This window comes from Thalassotalea sp. 1_MG-2023, from assembly GCF_030546745.1.
Taxonomy (GTDB): Bacteria; Pseudomonadota; Gammaproteobacteria; order Enterobacterales; family Alteromonadaceae; genus Thalassotalea_C.
Map to the genome: position 1 here is coordinate 109,666 of NZ_JAUOPD010000002.1, position 17,552 is coordinate 127,217.

Sequence of the window (17,552 nt, forward strand, 5' to 3'; positions counted from 1 at the left end):
AAGATTATCGCTTCGATAAGCATACGAGGTTATAAAAATGCAGGTGATTTTTTGACCGCAAACTTTGGTTTTACAATCAATACTAAATTACCTAGCATGATGGCAATAAAACCGATAATGGTGTAATTGTCCCAGGTAAACCCTTCAAAGAATGTTGAAATAACAACGGCCACCGCAGGAAATAAAATATTTGCATAAGAAGCTTTATGCGCGCCCATTTTTGTAAGTAAGCTCAGATAACAACCGAATGCGATCACTGAGCCAAACAGCGATAAATAGAGTAGTGATGCAACATAATTAAATGACCAATCAAAGGTAAATGACTTTCCTTGTATCAGTAATACAATTGCCATAAAGATAGCGCCGTAACCCATTGCCCATGCATTAGCAGGCATGATGGCAAAACCATCAGTTTGATTTTTGATTGAAAGCATATTGCCAAATGAGGCAGATAACGTACCAATTAAGCACAGCAAGAACCCCCACACTGTCGTATTCGATAGCGAAAGTTCGCTGGCTTGCGGCCAAAATAAGATAACAATGCCTGTAAGTCCTAACAGGCCTCCTAAGTACACTGAGGTGTCTATTCGGGTACCAAAAAATAATTTTGCGTTGACGATATTCATGATCATGAGTGTAGAAAATGCAATGCAACTTAATGCCGAATTTATCTGCGTTTGTGCGTGATACAAAAAATAATAATTAACGCTAAATAAACAAATGCCAAACAAGGCAAGTTGGTAATGTTGGCGTAAAGAAAACCGCAAACGTTGTTTTTTCAATAAACAGTAAAGAAAGATCATGGCAGAAGCGAGTGCATAGCGATATACAACTGAGGCTTCAGGGGCAACTACACCTAATTGAAGGTGAATAGCAAACCATGTTGAGCCCCAGATTAATACTGTGATGCCATATAGAAAATAGTTGTTCATGTGTTGTTGTTATCAAACTAATTTAACTAGACAGTTTACGTACTCTTTGTTTAAATAACATATACAAAAAATTAAAAATGGAACCTATACAGTTGAGATTAGTGAATCGTTCTGCTCCTGAGTTTCTTTATCAACAAGTTATCGATTTTATTGAAAGCCAAAGTGATAGTGGCGCAATTCGACCTGGCGATAAATTACCAAGTTTACGCAAGCTCAGCCAACAATTTGGCATCAGTGTACCTACTGTTAAACAAGCGTATGTTGAACTTGAACGTCAAGGTGCTGTTTCTGCGCGTCCGCAATCGGGTTATTATTTGAATGCAAAAAATGCCAGAACTCTACTGCCAATGCGAGCCAAATGGGCACAATGCCAACCTGTTGAAGTATCATGTCGAAGCATCATCGAGCAAGTTTATGATGCAATGCATGTACCGGATACCGTAGCTTTAGGGATCTCTAATCCGGTTAATGCTCATCCACCTGATAAAGCGTTAGCACGGCTGATGCGTTCGGTGTTAAGTAGAACAGCAGAAAAAGCCGTAAGTTATGGTCCGGTTAATGGTGATGAAAAATTACGGTTGTCATTGGCGTTACGATACCAAGAGCATGGGGTTAGTGTGAATCATCACGATATGGTAGTGACCAATGGCGCACAAGAAGCGCTATCGATTGCCTTACAATGTGTCGCAAAAAAAGGCGACATCATTGCCGTAGAATCACCGTGCTATTTTGGTCTGATAGAACTTATTGAAAGTTTAGAAATGAAAGCGCTTGAAGTATACACCTGTACTGAAGATGGCGTGTGTATTGATGAGCTTGAAAAACTATTGGATCAACATCCGGTTAAAGCGTGTTTATTTTCAACAGCGATTAACAATCCACTGGGTTCTTTTATGCCGGAGAAAAAGCGTCAGCAGTTAGTCAAAATGCTTGAGTCAAAAAACATTCCTTTAATTGAAGATGATGTTTACAGTGATCTATACCTTAATGAAAAGCGCCCTGTGCCAGCACAGCTTTTTTCAGATAAAGGTTTAGTGATGACTTGCTCGTCTTTTTCTAAAACTGCTGCACCAGGATACCGTGTTGGTTGGTTGATCCCAGGTAAATTTGAAGAAGCGGCAAAGCGTATAAAACGTGCACAGTCGTGTTCAACGTCAATGTTACAACAATGGACCTTAACTGATTATTTACTCAGTGGCGATTACGATCGTCATTTGAACGTTCTGCGAAAAATACTGAGATACAATAGGGAACGCATGATTGACTTAATCGCAAAACATTTTCCAGAAGCAACGCGTATTTCTAACCCCCAAGGTGGAAGCGTTCTGTGGGTGAGGTGTCGTTCCATTGTTGACACAAGTGAGGTATTTCAACAAGCGATTGAACAAGGGGTCAGTTTTGCGCCAGGGCAAATATTTTCACCTTCGGGTAAGTATAAACATTATATGCGAATTAGCTTTGGTGTGAAATGGCACGAAGACATTGAATTAGCTATCGCCAAGCTTGGCAAATTAGTTAGCCGTTATACGCGAAACTGCTGATGCTAAATGATTTTAATTGTCAGTGATTGATGTTTAAAATTTATACTCATACATTTTTACTTTTCGTCGCGTAGGCATTAAACCGTGTGCGCAAAAACATTAGATATCCACTTTAAGGCTTATTAATGGATGTTATTTTAACTAATAAATGGCTGTTATCTGCGGCATTGATTTTAATTGTTATCCCAATAAAAGTGGTGATTAGTCGCATTATTCGACGTCGTTATAAACGCAAAGGCGTAGATAAGCGTTACGTAGTTAATCACTTAAAAAATATTATTAACTTGTTAGTGTTAATCGCTTTAATGATGTTGTGGGCAGCAGAATTGCAACGTTTTGCTTTTTCCATTGCAGCGTTTGTTGTTGCGATTGTGATCGCGACGAAAGAAATTATTCAATGTTTTATTGGTTTTATTTATTTATCGAGTAGCCCACCGTTTCGTATTGGTGATTGGATCCAAATAAACGACTATACGGGAGAGGTGACAGAAACCGATTGGGCAAAAGTAACCTTGCTTGAGGTAAACGTATCAAACTATTCTTATACTGGGCGTAGTGTTTTTTTACCAAATGCGCAGTTAATGTTGCAACCAATAAAAAATCTAAATTACATGAAGCGGTATGTGAACCACTCTTTTTCATTGGTGTGTGATGATGCATCGCATTTACCAAGTGATATACAAGAAAAGTTGTTGGCTAATGCAGTGGAATATTGCGCTGGTTTTAATGATGTTGCTGAGCGATATAGTACGTTGATAGAAAATCGACTAGAGATATCTATTCCTGGTCCAGAGCCTAGTGTGAAAATGTCTACGACTGATATTGGTAAAGTGAGTATTTCATTTGCGCTGTTTTGCCCAACGCAAGAGGCAACAAAAATAGAACAAAAATTAACCAAAGACTTTTTTGCGCTAAGCTTACCAACAGCAAAAGCTTGTGAGCAATCAAGCTAGCACATAAATAGAGCCGGCTTAGTGAATGCCAGTGGCTAAAAACTAAGCTTTAATTACAAGTATTACAACATTAAGCAAAGCTATGACTTCTACGCATAGCTTTGCTGTTTCTCCTTCTGAACCCTTTAAGGGATACAGTCCTATAGGTCATTGTACTTCTTACTAAAAATGACTAATCCCGCATAAGAGAATATGTGCTATACCTAAGTTACCTATCATTCAATTTAGCAAGATTTCCCTTCTGCTAAGTTGTTATTGCTCAGATATTTAGGATTTTATCGATGGAAACAAATACCCTCTCGTCATTTTTTCGCGGGGACTATATGCCACACGGACATTGCTATTTGTGGCAGCCTCATATTTTGTGGACAAATGTTATTTCAGATTTTCTTATTGCTTTTGCTTATTTCTCTTTACCAGTTGCTATTATGATTTTTTCAGCAAAACGGAAAGATATTGGTTTTCAAGGCGTTTTCTGGTTATTCAGTCTATTTATATTGTGTTGTGGTATCACCCATATTTTTGGTATTTGGACTATCTGGCATGGTGTGTATGGTTATCATGGACTTAGTAAGGCGGTGACAGCGGTTGTTTCTGTTGCTACAGCGGTTTATGTCTATAAGTTGATGCCAGCTGCTATTACGCTGCCGACGGTAGCGCAATTTGATGAAGTGAAAGAGCAACTTAATGTTAATCAGGCAACCGTTGATGCCTTAGAATCTGAGCTAGCAAACCAGAAATTAGTAAAATTTATTCTTGATAGTATTCCTGTAAGTACTTTAATGCTTGATAAAGACAGTAATATTGTATTTTATAATCAAACGTTTAAAGATGAGTTTGCCCACTATCTTCAACCCAATTTATCGACTTTATCATTGTTTGATATTGTTAAGCTTGAACAAAATACCTCAGAGCAGATGCAACAGTATTTGTCTGATGATGCGCAATTAGGTCAGGAAAAACTCGTGATAAATAGCAGGATAACCTCGGTTAAAGGTTATTATGTTCCCGTAGAATTATCGCTTGATAGAGCCGAATATGAAGGCCAAGTTGTCACACTTATAGCGCTTAAAAACCTGACAGAATTTACGCAAGTCAAAAATGAATTACTTGAGTCTCACCAGCGTCTATCAAGAGCAATATCTGCTACCGAAGATGGCATTTGGGAGTGGAATATAAAAAATAATCATGTCGAATATTCGCCTAAATTAATGGAATTGATTGGTAAAGAAGATGTTTCAACACCTTGCTTTGATGATTGGCTCTCGCATATTCACCCTGATTATAAAGATAAAGTGAATAACGCTATTGAAACTCACTTTAACAATAAAACACAGTTTATTGTTGAATACGTAGGTCGCGATAAATACCAACGGTATAGTTGGTTCGTCAGTGTCGGCAATAGCATCTTTGATAATAACGGTGAGCCGCTCTTGATGTCAGGTTCATTACGAAATATTGATCCAACTAAACGGTTAGAAAAGTTATACCAAGAAAAAGAGGGTTTTTTAAATGCTATTTATAATGGAACGAGCCATGCTGTTTGGGTGGTTTCAATAACCGCAGAGTGTGATTTTAAATTTGAAGAATTTAATGACACCGCATGTCAGTGGACACGTACTAATCCGTCAGCAGTCATAGGGCGTACACTTACCGAATTAGCGCAAAGCGTTTTTAAACAATCAGTGGCAGATAAAATACGAGAACGATACGAACATTGCGTAAAAAGCAAGAAACCCTTTGATTATGTTGAGCATATCAAATTTGATGATGTTAGTGCTTGGTACAACGCAACGCTATATCCAGTCTTTGATCAGAATAATAAGGTAACCGCCATAGTTGGTACTGCAATTGATATTACTTCACGAAAACAAAGTGAAATAGCGTTAGAAGAAAATCAAGTCTTCCTAGAAACGATTATAAATTCAACGGTTTGTGGATTGTATTTGTTTGATATCACTCACAACGTGAATGTTAGAATAAATCAACGTTACACCGATATTCTCGGTTATAACATTGATGATATAAATGCGATAGCCGATTTTATGCAATTATTTCATCCTGATGATGTTCCACATGTTGAAACACATATCAATAATGTCATTACTGATGAAGGGCAAACGTTGGCACCATTAACATACCGCTTCAAACACAAAGAGGGACATTGGGTTTGGTGTTACTCGGTAGATTGCATTGTAAAACGGAATAAATCTGGACAACCTGAGCTTATGTTAGGCACTTTTGTTGATATTACAGAACAAACAACGCTATTACAGAAACTAAAAGAGTCAAATGAATATCTTGAACGGTTTGCTTTTGTCGCCTCGCATGATTTACAGGAACCTTTACGGAAGATCACTGCGTTTTCGAGTTTATTAAGCAATCGGTTAGCACCTATTATTGCCAATGACCAAGAGGCTGAATATGAATTTTCCCGCCTTACTAATGCTGCTGAACGAATGAAAACAATGATTAAAGATATTCTAAAACTATCGAGAATTAATACCTCAGCAATAGCGATTAAACAGTGTCAGTTACAAGAAGTGGTTAATGTTGCCTGTGATAGGTTGCAATTCTTAATTGAGCAAAGTAGCGCTGAGATTCATGTTTCGCCTGACAATGCTAACATGATGGCAGATCCTACGTTATTTGTTCAAGTGCTACAGAATCTCATTGGGAATGCGATAAAATTTGCGAAAACCGACCAAGATCCTATTATTGATATACGCTTACGTGAAAGTGATCATGAAACGATTATTACCATTCGTGATAACGGTATAGGTATTGAAGAACCTTACTTAAAGTCAATTTTTGAACCGTTTAAAAAACTGCATGCTAATAGCGAATATGAAGGTAGTGGAATTGGTCTTGCAATTTGCCAGCAAATTATCAATGTACATGAAGGGCAAATATACTGCGAAAGTGAGCAAGGCCAAGGCACAACGTTTACCTTGTACCTACCTAAACAAGGAGCTTTTTATGCGTAAATTGGTGCTCATTGAAGACGACGATGATGATATTTATTTTTTCAAGCTTGCGTGTCAGCAAGTGACGCTAGATATTGAGCTAACAGTATTACGTAATGGTTTAGAGTTTATTGATTATGTGCAAAAGAACACAGTGTTAAATACTGTGTTCTTATTAGATTTAAATATGCCTAAATTAAGCGGCTTTGAAGCGCTGAAAAAAATTAGCAACCATCCTGAGTTTAATCAGATGGTTGTTATTATTTATACAACGTCTTCACGTGATAAAGACATGAAATTCGCCTATGAATTAGGCGTTAAATCTTATTTACTTAAACCAAATTCAATGTTGGGTATTCAAAAACTATTAAACAACGTGACGCAATATTGGTTCGAAGTAAACGCCTTTTCGGAAAAGGCTAGCTAATGAATCGCATAGTTGTAGCATTATTAGAAGACTGTTTAGAAGATCAATATTTAATAAAACAGAAGCTTAACCATGCTGAGAATCAAATTTTTAACGTGCAATGTTTCAGTTCGATAGAATCTTTAGCAAATTCAATTAATTTGTTAGAGCCTGACGTATTGATTACTGATCTGAACCTACCTGAAAGCCAAGGGCTTGATACGTTAATTAAGATAAAGGCATTCGCTAAGAAAACCCCTATTATTGTTTTAACAGGTAGTGAGGAAGGGCTAGCGATTAAAGCGATTCAATTAGGTGCGCAAGATTTTCTAAAAAAAGATGAGCTTTCAAGTGCTTTAATTACCCGAACCATCTTATTTGCTCGAGAACGATTTTTATTTCAGGCCGCATTAGAAGAGCAAGCCATCCGAGATAAATTAACACAGCTTTATAACCGAGAAGCTTTTGAAGCACAGGTTGAAAAGAAATATGAAGAATATACTCGTTACCAAAGTAAATTCGCACTAATTTTTATTGATTTAGATAACTTTAAACCGATTAATGATGAATTTGGTCATTTAGTCGGTGATCGCATTTTACAGTTATTAGCCGATAGACTACGTATGTTTAACCGAGTATCAGATACTGTTGCGCGTATTGGCGGTGACGAATTTGTTATTCTTGCCCCCCATATTAATAATCACCAAGATCTCGCGTTGTTTATTGAAGCTAAAAAACAAAAGCTTTGTGGTGTTTATGCATTAGCTTCGCCAACTGAGAAATTACTAGAGCTTAATATTACCATGAGTTTTGGTGGTGCTGTTATGGGGATCGACGGTGAGGATACACAAACCGTATTCGAAAAAGCAGATGCCGCAATGTACGCAGCAAAGCGTGAAAATAAATAAAAAATTTATATCTCTATAGGCAGATAAACAGTGTTTAATAAAAATATTTTATCAAACACTGAATATATAATTATTAAACTAATTAATCATGTGATCTAGTTGTTAGGTACGCATGTAAGGAAAAAGCTGTAATGCATCTTGAATGAGCGATTCTTTATGACTTTTCGCCAAATAAATTGCGTAAATATCGCGACTATATTCAGGTGATTGAGGAACAAGAAATAATTTGTTTTTACGTAAATGTTCGAAACACATTTGTTTGGGTAGGTATGCACATCCTCCTGCTTCTAAAATGAAGTTCAAAGCGATTCTCGGCTGACTCATATTGTGTCTAATAACGGCCATATCGCCTAATTCACGTAAAAATTGCGCGTTTACTGATTCGCCATAATCGACCATTACCATATTATTTAACGTGTCTAACTGGGCATTGTTGTCAGTAGATACTAATTGTAATGGCACACTACTCACTTTATCAGTGACTAAATCTTCAACATAGGGTGGTTCAAACAAGAACGCTATATCAACAAGTCGGCTGATCACTTGTTTTCTTAATTCCATCGGCGAGAAGGTATGTGTGATCAAATGCACATCATCTAAATTCCGATGAATTTTTTGTAACCAGTCTTGCAATACAATATCCCAGATAGACATCATTGAACCAACAAATAATTGTGCTGAATTTGCTTGTGCAACGCCAACATCTTGTTTTAGCTTTTGCCACATAATGATCATGTCATTAGCATGTTTTATCAAACGGTGGCCTTCTGCTGTAAGCGTTAGGCGTTTATGAGTTCGATCAAAAAGTAATACACCTAGCTCTTGTTCAAGCTGTTTTATGCGGGTACTCACCGCTGCTTGAGTGATGAATAAGTTTTCAGCAGCCACGCGAAAATGCAAGGTTTGACTAACTTCTAAAAAAGTACTTAAAAGTGCGAGTTTCATACTATGCTTTAATAAGAATTATTTATTAAACAGTTTATTTTATTTCGTTTTAATAATCATGTTTTTTCAATTATCTTGCCACCAAATAGATTGAGAGTGAAAAAAATGAAAATAGCTATCTTATCGAGAAATCAAAATTTATATTCAACCCGTCGTTTAAAAGAGGCGTGTGTAGCACGAGGACACGAAGTCGATATCGTTGATACCTTACATTGTTATATGGATATCACCAGTAGTCGGCCAACGGTGCGATACCATGGTGAAGAGTTACCAAAATATGATGCGATAATTCCACGCATAGGTGCATCAGTAACTTTTTATGGTACTGCTGTTGCTAGGCAATTTGAAATGATGGGCACCTTCAATGTGAATGAATCGGTGGCAATTAGTCGTTCTCGTGACAAATTACGCTCTTTACAGTTATTGTCGCGTAAAGGCATTGGCTTACCACGAACAGGCTTTGCCAGTAAGGCCGATAACATCAAAGATTTGATTAAAAATGTAGGTGGCGCACCTCTCGTCATTAAATTACTTGAAGGTACGCAAGGGATCGGAGTAGTGCTGGCTGATACTGCAAAAGCGGCTGAAAGTATTATTGAAGCGTTTATGGGTTTAAAAGCCAATATTTTAGTGCAAGAGTTTGTCAAAGAAGCTGGTGGTGCTGATATTCGATGTTTAGTTGTGGGTGGTCGTGTTGTGGCAGCCATGAAGCGTCAAGGTTTAGAAGGTGAATTTCGATCGAACTTACACCGCGGAGGCTCGGCAGAGGTGATCAAGTTGAGTAAAGAAGAGCGCTTAACCGCCTTAAATGCAGCCAAAGTGATGGGGCTAAATTTTTGTGGCGTAGACCTGTTACGTTCTCATAATGGTCCAATGGTAATGGAAGTAAATTCATCGCCAGGATTAGAAGGCATAGAAACGGCGACGGGCTTAGATGTTGCAGCTAAAGTAATTGAGTTTATTGAAAAAAGTGCTAAAACCACCAGCAATAGAATGCGTGGAAAAGGCTAAGTACTTTTATATCATAACGATCTTTATAGGAGAGATGCGTTGAATGAACTAAAAATAGGCGATCATGTTATTTTGCCAGGTGAAATAAAGAATATTGCCTTACCTGTAGCAAAATTATATACCGATATGGATGTTCATCTGCCTGTCTATATTGTGCGGGGGAAAAAGCCGGGCCCAACAATTTTTGTTAGTGCTGCGGTACATGGTGACGAATTAAATGGCGTAGAGATTATTCGCCGTTTGATTAATCTAAAGGGCTTTAAAATTAGTGCCGGTACTTTTATCGCTGTTCCAATGGTAAATGTATATGGCATGGTAAACCAAAGTCGTTATATGCCTGATAGACGAGATTTAAATCGTTGTTTTCCTGGCTCTGCAAAAGGTTCATTAGCTGGTCGAGTGGCCAACATTTTCCTAAAAGAAATTGTTAGCCACTGCGATTATGGTATTGATTTGCATACTGGGGCTATTCATCGTTCTAACCTACCTCAGATCAGGGCTGACCTTGCTGATGAAGAAACGCTTGAATTGGCTAAAATATTTGGTGTTCCGGTGATTTTGCATTCAAATATTATTGACGGTTCATTACGGGAAGCTGCGGTTGCTAATGATACTAAAGTATTGCTGTATGAAGCGGGCGAAGCTTTGCGTTTTGACGAGTTTTCAATTCGTGCAGGTATCAAAGGTATTGTGAACATATTGCGGCATTTAAAAATGATGCCAAAACGTCGAACGGCAAAGCGTAAGAAAAATCACTTTATTGCCAATCATAGTGGTTGGGTGAGAGGCAATGCTAGCGGAATTGTAACGCATCATTATTCGTTGGGCGATCAAGTGAAAAAAGGCGATGTACTTGCCGATATCGGCTCGCCATTTGGCAAGGTGTTGGGGCAGGTAATAGCGAATAAAGATGGTGTTATAATTGGTAAACAGAATATCCCGCTAGTACAAGAAGGTGAAGCAATGTATCACATTGCGTTCTTTTCTGAAGATGATCAACATGTTGTTGACCATATTGATACCATTGAAGAAGAGCTCATTGGTAATATTGATAATAGTGAAGCATTAATATGAATGAAAGAATCATAATAGGCCGATTAGAAACGGTAAACCTGCCAGATCTTGAAATAAACCAGCTCACGGTAAGGGTTGATACTGGTGCACAAACCTCTTCATTACATGTTGATAATATTCAACGAATAAAAATTGGCAATAAACCGGGGGTGGCGTTTGATATTCATCCTGAAATACATAATGTTCAAAAGGTCGTTCGCCGTAAAGCCCTCGTGCATGATGTTCGTAAAATAAAATCATCCAATGGTATTAGTGAGCAACGTTATGTGATTAAAACAGGTGCAAAACTCGGTGATTTTGAATGGGACATTGAAATAACACTGACAGATAGATCCGACATGACTTACCTTATGCTATTAGGACGAGAAGCCTTAGGCTCACATTTTTATGTTGATGCCGCTAATGTATTTGTCGCTTCCGATATAGGGGAAGAATGCTAATGTTAAGTGATTTAAGGCGGTTATTAGACTACCCATTGTTCACCTTTAATGAAGAAACTGTCACGGTGATTGAGGTATTAGCCGTACCCCTTTGGATTATCGTCAGCTTGATTGTGGCAAAATTGGTGATCAGTAAGATCGCCAATATACTTAAAACGAGGCATAAAGACCCTAACTTTATTCAGCTTATTGAGCGTGTGCTTTATGTCATTGTATTGGTAGCGATTTTCTTTGCGACTTTAGCTGTTTTGAAAGTGCCTATCACAGCTTTTGCGTTCTTATCGGGAGCAATTGCTATTGGTTTTGGTTTTGGTGCGCAAAACATCATAAATAACTTTATCAGCGGCTGGATACTAATTGGTGAAAAACCTATTCGCATTGGCGACTTTCTTGAAGTTGAAGGTGTAAAAGGCGTGGTTGAAGAAATTAATACTCGTTCTACCCGAGTCCGGCGGGTAGATGGTGTACATATGTTGATCCCCAACAGTAAATTGCTTGAAAACACGGTTATTAACTGGACATTGCGCGATAAATTGATCCGCGGAACTGTCAGTGTCGGAGTACAATACGGCAGTAACTGTGATCAAGTTGCTCGCATTATGCTCGACGTTACGAATCAACAAGAGGAGGTGTTACAGTCTCCTAAGGCACAAGTCTTTTTTCAGGAGTTTGGTGACAATGCGTTAGTGTTTGAAGTGTACTTTTGGATTAACTCTCAAGTTGAGGGGGGGTTAAGACATGTTGCTAGTAATATTAGGTTCGCCCTAAATCGAGAATTTAATCAAGACGGTATTGTAGTCGCATTTCCACAACGAGATATTCACCTAGACGGCGCTATCGAAATTAGCCGAAAGAAATAATACGGACTTGCTAAAGAGAAGTTACTTTGTTGAGCGAGATTTCATAGCCTTGTCAGTTAATAGTATCAACGTTAAGCTATATAAATAGCGTTTAGCTAAACTCAAAGGGCAGCGTTTTTTGTTATTTATACGTCGTTATTGCTTTTTCATGTGGAATAACCACACATTAATCGCAATGCCTTGTCTAAATACCAATTAACTGCTGCAAAAATAAACGCGAAAGATCAACAGACCCTAGTAAATAGATAGGCTAACATAAAGTTTAATTTAACATGGTTAATAATAAGGATGTAAAAATGGAGAATAAACTCGTACTGATAATTTTGGCTGTATTACTACCACCGATAGGCGTATTTTTGAAAAAAGGCGTAGGGCAGGATTTATTGATTAATATCGTTCTGTGCTTTATTTTCTGGGTGCCTGCTGTTATTCATGCTGTTTGGTTAGTCACTAAAGAATAACAAAAATAACGTATTAGCATATTTGCAATCAGTTATTACCTATTAATAGCTGATTGCAAATGAATGGGTTGATTGTTCCTTCCTTAAAAGTTCTCGATGCTTATTAAATCTCAGTGCGTTTTTGCGTATATACTGATCCTGACTGAAACCTTCAGTGTTCTAAAAAATTGAATGTAAAAATCAAATTATTCAATTTTCCTAATTAACCCATGTTGTTTATCATTTCCTCATCGAAGCACTTTTGCTTCATCAACTTAAGAAAAAGAGGAAATACTCATGGCGAAGATTGGTCAATCAATCCCAACATTTACAGCGACAGCGTTCCAACATGGTGAATTTACTGAAATATCATCAGAAGCGGTTAAAGGTAAGTGGTCGATATTTTTATTTTACCCAGCAGATTTTACATTTGTTTGTCCAACAGAGTTAGAAGATATGGCCAATCAATATGAAGAATTACAACAGTTGGGTGTGGAAGTCTATGCCGTGTCAACCGACACGCACTTTTCACATAAAGCGTGGCATGACTCAAGTGAAGCTATTGGCAAAATTAACTTTCCAATGCTTGGCGATCAAACGGGCAAAATAACGCGCGGTTTTGATGTGATGATCGAAGAAGATCATATGGCACATCGTGGTACTTTTTTGGCAGATCCTGATGGCATTATTCAAGTAGCTGAAATTCATGCGGGAGGCATTGGTCGCTCTGCCAAAGACATGGTACGCAAAGTTAAGGCTGCTCAATATGTTCGTGAAAACGACGGCGAGGTTTGTCCAGCAGCTTGGGAACAAGGTGAAGCAACCTTAACGCCTAGCTTAGATTTAGTCGGCAAGATTTAAGCCTGATTAATGTAGGTGGGCAATTGTGCTCACCTTTCACCACCCTATTGAATAAAATAAAGGTAAAACAATGTTAACTAACGATATTTTAAATGCATTAAAAACTTACACCGCGACAATGACAAACGACGTGACACTTGTTTTACAAACGGGTGAGCATGAAAAACGTGGTGCTCTTAAAGAGTTCTTAACTCAGCTGGTTTCAGTCAGTGAAAAATTGCAGCTAGTAGAGCGTGATAACGCCCTACGTAGTCCAATTTCTTTTGAATTAGAAGTTGATGGTATTCGTAACGGTATAGAGTTTTCTGGCACACCTTCTGGTCACGAGTTTAATTCGCTAGTGTTGGCGATATTACAATCATCAGGCACAGCATTAAAACTAGATAACCATGTACAAACCTTGGTTAAAAATGTTGACCAGCCCTTACATTTTGAAGTGTTTATTAGTTTAAGCTGTCATAATTGCCCGGATGTAGTGCAAGCGTTAAATCAGTTCGCTTTACTTAATGAGAATATTAGCACCGAGATGATTGATGGCGGTGAATTTCAAACGTTGATCGAAGAGCGTGGCATACAAGGTGTACCAAGCGTTTATTTAAATGGTGAATTATTTGCCAATGGTAAAGTGGATACGGCTCAGTTATTAGATAAGTTGTTACAAAAATTTCCAACCATTTCACAAGTAACAGAAGCTGAAGCACTTCCCTTACAAGATATTACCGTAATAGGCGGTGGCCCAGCAGGTGTGGCTTCTGCAATTTACGCAGCCCGAAAAGGCCTTAAAGTCACCATGATTGCTGATCGTATTGGCGGGCAAGTAAAAGACACGGTAGGAATTGAAAATTTAATTTCAGTACCTCAAACAACAGGTACAGAATTAACGAAAAATCTATATGGCCATCTAACCGAATACGATATTACGCTAAAAGAGCATGTTCGTGTGGATAACATTGAAAAAGGAAAGACGAAATCTCTGACCTTATCAACCGGTGAAGTTATTAATACGAAAGCATTAATTATTGCGACTGGTGCAAAATGGCGGGAACTTGGAGTACCTGGTGAGAAAGAAAATGTCGGTAACGGTGTTGCTTATTGTCCACATTGTGATGGGCCTTTCTTTAAGGGTAAAGATGTTGCTGTTGTTGGTGGTGGTAATTCAGGTATTGAAGCGGCGCTAGATTTAGCTGGCATGGTAAACCATGTGACTGTTATTGAGTTTTTATCTGATTTTAAAGCCGATAAGTTATTGGTTGATAAAGCAAAAGCGAATGATAAAATTACTCTGATCAGTAATGCAGCAGCCAAGGAAATTATCGCAGATAATGGAAAGGTCGTCGCCATTGATTATCTTGATAGAACGACAGATCAAGTGCATAGAAAGCACCTAGCGGGCATTTTTGTTCAAATAGGCTTGTTACCTAATAGCGAGTTTCTTAAAGGTATTGTGGAATTAACACCACACGGTGAAGTGATCATTGATGAAAAAGGTCAAACTTCGGAACCTGGTATATTTGCGTGTGGTGATGTAACAACTGTTCCTTATAAACAGATAGTGGTAGCAATGGGTGAAGGAGCAAAAGCAGCACTTTCAGCATTTGATCACCTAATACGTCAGTAAACTTTTTACTGCAATAGCTTGTAAAGCCTACTTAGATAGTAGGCTTTTTCATTTAAGACGATGAATCACGTTGATATCAATGAATAAGGTAAGTAGCATGATAACTGCTATATCATGTTGATTAATGCTATTTATAAAATAGTAATCAGATGAGTATTATTTTAATTCACCTATTAACACTGAGTTTTATGATCAAAAAATACAAAATTATTATCGGTATCAGCGCTGCATTCGCAATTTTTTTCGCCTACTTAACATTAGGGACAGCGGGGCTGATTACGTATTTTGTCAATAAAAACATGCCGAGTAGCGCCTTAACGGCTGACATGAAAAGTGTGCGCCTAAACCCTTTTACCTTATCGGTTCATGTAGAATCATTGACATTGGCTCACCAATCTAAGCAATTTTTAGTGGTTGACTCTATTGCTGTGGATTTACGTTGGCGACAACTCATACAAGGCAACCTTGTGGTTGAGCAGGGCATCATTGACGGTGGCACATTAAGTGGTCAATGGTCCAACAACAGTCTAACGTTTGCCGGCTGGGATCCAAGCAAACAAACCAATAGTAATAGTGAAGAAACGGCAGCATCAGAGTCGAGTGTGTTGCTAAGTAATATGACTGTATCATCGTTTAATATTGATATGACAGCGGATACAGTACACCAATGGCAAATAGCCGAACTAACACTGTCGAACACTTTATTAAATGCTAAAGGTGTTATCGGTGATATCTCATTAAAAAGTATGTTCAACGGTGAAGAATTGTCGCTAGATTCATCATTTAAGCAAACTGCAGATACGGTTTCGTTTGATATTGAAGCGATGAAAGCAGGTGTCAATATTGATGCCTTAAACCAATGGTTACCTGAAAAATATAAAACAGCTAAAGGTAAGTTTAACACTGAATTATCGGCAAAAATTACTCAAAAAGGTGAACAATGGCACGTTAACCTAGGTAAATCTTCGACAATAGGCAGTGGGCTTAGTTTACCTCTTGAGGTGAATAAGCAGCCTACTATTATAAAGGCAAACAAATTCCAGCTAAATCTTGATGACAGCTCAGTTATATGGGACAGCCCCACGCAGTCTCTTAAGGGTACCTTGCATTCTCAGGCTTCAATTGAGCAGTTTTTATGGCGCCAACCTGAAACCGACGATTTAATTTTTTCACTTGAAGCGCTTAATTTACAAGGCTCTGAAATTCAATTAGCCGAGCTAGAAAACACTCAACTGACGTTTCAAAATTTATTGTTATCTGACGGTAAAGTTTCACAAAAATCTAAGGTGCCAGAAACGTTATCAAAAAATATTGTTGAGTTAAAGCCGTTGCTAACGTTCCATCAAATTGATATCAGCAACGCGGCCATTGATCCGTCACGGGTTACTTTTGAAGAGATTACAGCGAAAGTTGATAAGGTGAGCCTGTATAAAACAAAAACCAATGGGATTGAAAATATAGTGCTAACGAGTCCAAAGGACGAAGGCAACGGACAATCAATGGCAGATGATAATAAAACTATTGCCAAAACTGAAGGTGATGATAATACACCTGAAAATGAGAAAGGCGCAGTAGAGTTAACCATTAATAAACTTGATATTTCTGGAGACTCTCATGTGATATTGCATGATTTCACGGCATCAGAGCCTGTTATTCAAGATATTATACTGGAAACATTCGTGGTTCATGATATATCGTCGAAAAAAAATGCCAAGCCTGCACGTTTTGAATTACTTGGGCATTTAGACAAACGGTCAATGGTAAAAATGGAAGGTGAAATAACGCCTTTTAATCCAGCGAAAACCATGAAAGTTAAAGGGGAAATGAAAACCGTTAACTTGACACAGTTTTCACCTTATGTGGTAGATATTATTGGCCACAAAATAAAACAAGGCCAGCTGAACGCAACCATAGATTTCACTGTAGATAACAATGACATTGCTGGAAAAGTCGCAACGAATATTAAAGCTATTGCCTTATCACCGCATATTGGTCAAACACAAAAAGTAACAAGTAACCATTTAGTGCCATTAAACGTAGCAATTGGTCAATTAACCGATTCGAAAGGTAATATAACGATTGATATACCGCTGACAGGCCATTTTGATGATCCTAATTTTGGCTTATCAGGTTTTGTGTCTTTGATCACAACAAAGGCGTTGCAGAGAGGAGCAAGAAATTATTTAATGCAAACATTTGTGCCTTATTCAAATATCGTTTCTGTTGCTATGATGGCAGGAAATTCGTTATTTGCCATTAATGTTGATGACTTAAACTATTCAGCAAAACAAGTATCGCTAGCTGATAAACAACAAAAGTTTGCTGATGATGTTGCTAAAATTTTAACCGATAAAGATCATATCCAAATGACCGTATGCCCTGTGATTGGTAAAGCGGATGTTGAAGGTGAACAACAAAAGGGAAATTTATCTCCGCAACAATTAGCACAAGTGCGACAACTTGGACAACAACGGTTAGAAACGTTTATTGATTACCTTGTTGATGAAAAACAAGTTAGTCATGACAGAATAGTGTCGTGTTCAACCGAAATTGATCTTGGCTTAGCACTAGGGAAATTAACCTTCTCGCTAGATTAA

15 protein-coding genes are annotated in these 17,552 nt (G+C 37.9%); 13 read left to right on the forward strand and 2 right to left on the reverse strand.

Annotated features, from left to right (window positions below; all coding sequences use genetic code 11):
- Nucleotides 1–29: 29 nt before the first annotated feature.
- Nucleotides 30–932: a DMT family transporter gene (locus tag Q4489_RS02020; RefSeq protein ID WP_303476381.1), complete on the reverse strand. Its 903-nt coding sequence runs from the start codon at nt 930–932 to the stop codon at nt 30–32.
- A gap of 77 nt (nt 933–1,009) precedes the next feature.
- On the opposite strand from Q4489_RS02020, the gene Q4489_RS02025 reads away from it, so the two are divergent.
- The 5 genes from Q4489_RS02025 to Q4489_RS02045 all read left to right on the forward strand — a co-directional run bounded on the left by Q4489_RS02025 (nt 1,010) and on the right by Q4489_RS02045 (nt 7,706).
- The gene (locus Q4489_RS02025) at nt 1,010–2,473 is read left to right on the forward strand and encodes a PLP-dependent aminotransferase family protein (protein WP_303476384.1); all 1,464 of its coding nucleotides are present in this window, start codon (nt 1,010–1,012) and stop codon (nt 2,471–2,473) included.
- Nucleotides 2,474–2,598: 125 nt separating this feature from the next.
- Nucleotides 2,599–3,426 carry a mechanosensitive ion channel family protein gene (locus tag Q4489_RS02030; RefSeq protein ID WP_303476386.1) on the forward strand — a complete coding sequence of 276 codons (828 nt, stop codon included), beginning with the start codon at nt 2,599–2,601 and terminating at the stop codon, nt 3,424–3,426.
- Nucleotides 3,427–3,707: 281 nt separating this feature from the next.
- Entirely contained in the window at nt 3,708–6,413 is a 2,706-nt protein-coding gene (locus tag Q4489_RS02035) for a PAS domain-containing sensor histidine kinase (protein WP_303476389.1), read from the forward strand.
- Entirely contained in the window at nt 6,406–6,819 is a 414-nt protein-coding gene (locus tag Q4489_RS02040) for a response regulator (protein WP_303476391.1), read from the forward strand. The genes Q4489_RS02035 and Q4489_RS02040 overlap by 8 nt, the downstream gene beginning before the upstream one ends.
- Nucleotides 6,819–7,706: a GGDEF domain-containing response regulator gene (locus Q4489_RS02045; RefSeq protein WP_303476393.1), complete on the forward strand. Its 888-nt coding sequence runs from the start codon at nt 6,819–6,821 to the stop codon at nt 7,704–7,706. Before Q4489_RS02040 ends, Q4489_RS02045 begins: the two co-directional genes overlap by 1 nt.
- A gap of 102 nt (nt 7,707–7,808) precedes the next feature.
- On the opposite strand, the gene Q4489_RS02050 is transcribed toward Q4489_RS02045, so the two are convergent.
- Nucleotides 7,809–8,651, reverse strand: coding sequence for a LysR family transcriptional regulator (locus tag Q4489_RS02050; RefSeq protein ID WP_303476398.1), 843 nt, complete (start codon nt 8,649–8,651; stop codon nt 7,809–7,811).
- A 105-nt stretch (nt 8,652–8,756) separates the two neighbouring features.
- Here Q4489_RS02050 and rimK point away from each other — a divergent pair, with 105 nt between their 5' ends.
- The 8 genes from rimK to Q4489_RS02090 all read left to right on the forward strand — a co-directional run bounded on the left by rimK (nt 8,757) and on the right by Q4489_RS02090 (nt 17,552).
- Nucleotides 8,757–9,662 carry a 30S ribosomal protein S6--L-glutamate ligase gene (rimK, locus tag Q4489_RS02055; protein WP_303476401.1) on the forward strand — a complete coding sequence of 302 codons (906 nt, stop codon included), beginning with the start codon at nt 8,757–8,759 and terminating at the stop codon, nt 9,660–9,662.
- 39 nt (nt 9,663–9,701) lie between these two features.
- On the forward strand, nt 9,702–10,736 hold the full coding sequence (locus Q4489_RS02060) for a succinylglutamate desuccinylase/aspartoacylase family protein (RefSeq protein ID WP_303476403.1): 1,035 nt from the start codon (nt 9,702–9,704) through the stop codon (nt 10,734–10,736).
- On the forward strand, nt 10,733–11,176 hold the full coding sequence (locus Q4489_RS02065) for a RimK/LysX family protein (protein WP_074496399.1): 444 nt from the start codon (nt 10,733–10,735) through the stop codon (nt 11,174–11,176). The genes Q4489_RS02060 and Q4489_RS02065 overlap by 4 nt, the downstream gene beginning before the upstream one ends.
- Nucleotides 11,170–12,036 (forward strand): mechanosensitive ion channel family protein, encoded by an 867-nt coding sequence (locus Q4489_RS02070; RefSeq protein ID WP_368389580.1) that lies wholly within the window; start codon nt 11,170–11,172, stop codon nt 12,034–12,036. The genes Q4489_RS02065 and Q4489_RS02070 overlap by 7 nt, the downstream gene beginning before the upstream one ends.
- Before the next feature lie 296 nt (nt 12,037–12,332).
- Nucleotides 12,333–12,497: a YqaE/Pmp3 family membrane protein gene (locus Q4489_RS02075; RefSeq protein WP_303476410.1), complete on the forward strand. Its 165-nt coding sequence runs from the start codon at nt 12,333–12,335 to the stop codon at nt 12,495–12,497.
- Between the two features lie 276 nt (nt 12,498–12,773).
- Nucleotides 12,774–13,337: an alkyl hydroperoxide reductase subunit C gene (ahpC, locus tag Q4489_RS02080; RefSeq protein ID WP_303476412.1), complete on the forward strand. Its 564-nt coding sequence runs from the start codon at nt 12,774–12,776 to the stop codon at nt 13,335–13,337.
- A gap of 70 nt (nt 13,338–13,407) precedes the next feature.
- Entirely contained in the window at nt 13,408–14,955 is a 1,548-nt protein-coding gene (ahpF, locus tag Q4489_RS02085; RefSeq protein ID WP_303476414.1) for an alkyl hydroperoxide reductase subunit F, read from the forward strand.
- Nucleotides 14,956–15,104: 149 nt separating this feature from the next.
- Entirely contained in the window at nt 15,105–17,552 is a 2,448-nt protein-coding gene (locus tag Q4489_RS02090; protein WP_303476416.1) for a DUF748 domain-containing protein, read from the forward strand.